This window comes from Methanobrevibacter sp., from assembly GCF_045220775.1.
Lineage (GTDB): Archaea > Methanobacteriota > Methanobacteria > Methanobacteriales > Methanobacteriaceae > Methanocatella.
In genome coordinates, this window is sequence record NZ_JBGUWC010000029.1 from 1 (window position 1) to 2,421 (window position 2,421).

General features: G+C 36.6%; 1 protein-coding gene. It reads right to left on the reverse strand.

Features of this window, described 5'->3' with window-relative positions; genetic code table 11:
• Positions 1 to 285 precede the first annotated feature (285 nt).
• Complete coding sequence (locus tag ACJROP_RS01410) at positions 286 to 1,809, reverse strand: ISAs1 family transposase (RefSeq protein ID WP_406533720.1); 1,524 nt, start codon at positions 1,807 to 1,809, stop codon at positions 286 to 288.
• Between the last annotated feature and the right edge of the window lie 612 nt (positions 1,810 to 2,421).

Below are 2,421 nucleotides of genomic sequence, written 5' to 3' on the forward strand. Positions count from 1 at the left end.
CGGGTGTTTGTTCCCCCGGGATTTTTTGTTCAAAATACAAAGTCCCCTTTAAAGGCTTAGTTCGAGATCGCGGTGTGAGCTAGTTCAAACTTTAATTTTTTTAAACCTTAAATTATTTTTCAGAACGGAATTCTACAGCGCATAAATCCCATTAGACTAGTTTAGAGACATATTATCCATTTAAGAAGCGGTTTGAAGCCTATTCAGGGTGAGCAAAACCTGTAAACTACAGTTGGTTTACTTTCCCTATATACTCAATGACTTGTAAAGGATTACAGTCCGTTTTTATGAACTCTTCTTGCTAATCTTCTTTTTGAGGAAATTAGCCAGTCCGCAGTTATCGTCTTTCAGCAGATGCAGATTGTAGCTACTACCCCTATCCGTTTCTTTCGGAGGTTCAGGAGTTTTCATGAATTTGTATTTTCTAGATAATTCATGATTTACAAGTTTCTTAGGATCATTTGCAAAAAAACATTCCGCCAGCAGCATGCTGAAATTTATGTCCAAACACATCATCTGAAGATTTGAAGTTGTAGCAACTCCTTTGTATCGCATCTCCTCGTTGTTATATGCATTTTTTGCAAAGTTGAATATCGACATTATCAGTTTACTCATGATGGTTGAGCAGTAGGCGGCATCCTCTTCTTCGTATCTATCTCCGTCCTGATCGAAAGCTCTGTCAAGGTGGTAATGATTGGTCTCCACGCACCAGCGTTTTAAACTAATCTGAATCATTTCCTGGGATTCGTTCGGATATAAGTCGAGATCAAGAGGTATAGAACTGATATATACACGGAATGATGTTTTTGTTTCGCCTATAGTTAGATCATTGGTAGTGGTATGGATGAAAGCAATAGACTGAATTGATTTCCATTTATCACGTAAATCAGAACTGATACAGTCGTCAGCTTTGAGAACAACAATTGATTTCTCAAAGTGCTTACCGCCAGAAACATAGGAATACGAACCGGTTGCAGCATTTTCTCCTAATTTGTAAAGTTTATTTCCTTTGCTGTATTCGTTGTATGCATCAATACATTCCTCGTAAAGATGAGGCTGATTACTTTTGAGACTGACAAAAACATCAGCACCGCGGGCAACTACAGAATCTATAAGTGAAGAAGTTGTATTGATAGCGTCCCAGGTGAGGATGGAGCCTTCAATGTTAATCGATTCAGACAGTTCCAGTATTGCTGTTTTTTCCTGATTCTTTTTGTGATGGATCACCTGTCCCAAAGTCATTCCAGTGTTATAACTTACAATGGAGGTAATCTGAAAAGCTGTTTGTCTTTCATCATTAGGCAAACGTCTTGCGGTCGCCTTCATTTCCTGCCCGTCACAAGCGAGGACATCCCGCATCGCCAAAGATTGTTGTGCGATATTGGTATGTGCAGCAGAAATTGCATTCTGCTTTACCTTGATCTTATTGTAGAGTTCACCGAAAATGGCAGTCATCTTTTCCTGCATAACATTCGCAGCAATCAAATTACGCGCTCTTGTAATAGTTGAGGTGCTTGGTATACAACCATAAAGCTCAGGAAAAAAATTCTCGAGGTGTTGCTTGTTGAATTTCCAAAAATTAAAGATATCATCTTTGGTTTTGCACCCGGCCAAAGATGCTAGAAATATCAAAGTAAAAAGAACTTCGTACGGATAAATTATACAGTCAAGATCACGTGGGTCGTAAGCTGAAAAAACTTTTTTAACTTCGCGATAGGTTAGATTTCTGATTTTTTCAGACACGTTTTCAACTTGAAAAACAGAACCGAAAAAATTTTTAGATATCTCTAATAATTCGTCTTTATTCATGGTACCTCGATATAATGCTTGAAAAGCGCCTATTTGACTAGTATATTATAATTGGGTGTTTGTTTATATGATAGTAATAAAATAAAAAATGTGATCTACATCGTGCCATGATTTAAAACTAACAACAAAATAAATAAAACAGCTGACTAAGTAAGATACAATTCAGATGGTAAATTCAGTTCTCATACGGTTTATCAGCCTGAATCACGCTGTAAAACTGATAATAATTCTCATCGAATATGCAGATCGAAACGGATAGATACAGCTAACATTCTATAAATAAGAAAAAATCATCAGATATTTATTTTCTCAGAACAGCTGATTTTACAAGGTTCCCGGAAATATTCACATTCATCAGAATTTCGCTACCGGCGGAAGTATCGGCGGCAAGTCAGCTAATGATAACGTCACAAAAAACGATTATAGATATTCACGACAGAGCTCCCTAGTCCAACCTAACATGATTGGATAAAATATGCTCAATTTTTCCCAAAAATGTTACACTCTGACGTTTTTCTAGTATATAATCTTTTTCTGTTTGAGCAGACGCTCTGACGGGATAAAATTTTATACAATCAAAAGAGACATTTTATGAAAATTTCAAAATTTTTG

Bases quoted from the DNA above. Each gene is read 5' to 3' on its own strand.
- ACJROP_RS01410 (WP_406533720.1), bottom strand. From the start codon at position 1,809: ATGAATAAAGACGAATTATTAGAGATATCTAAAAATTTTTTCGGTTCT.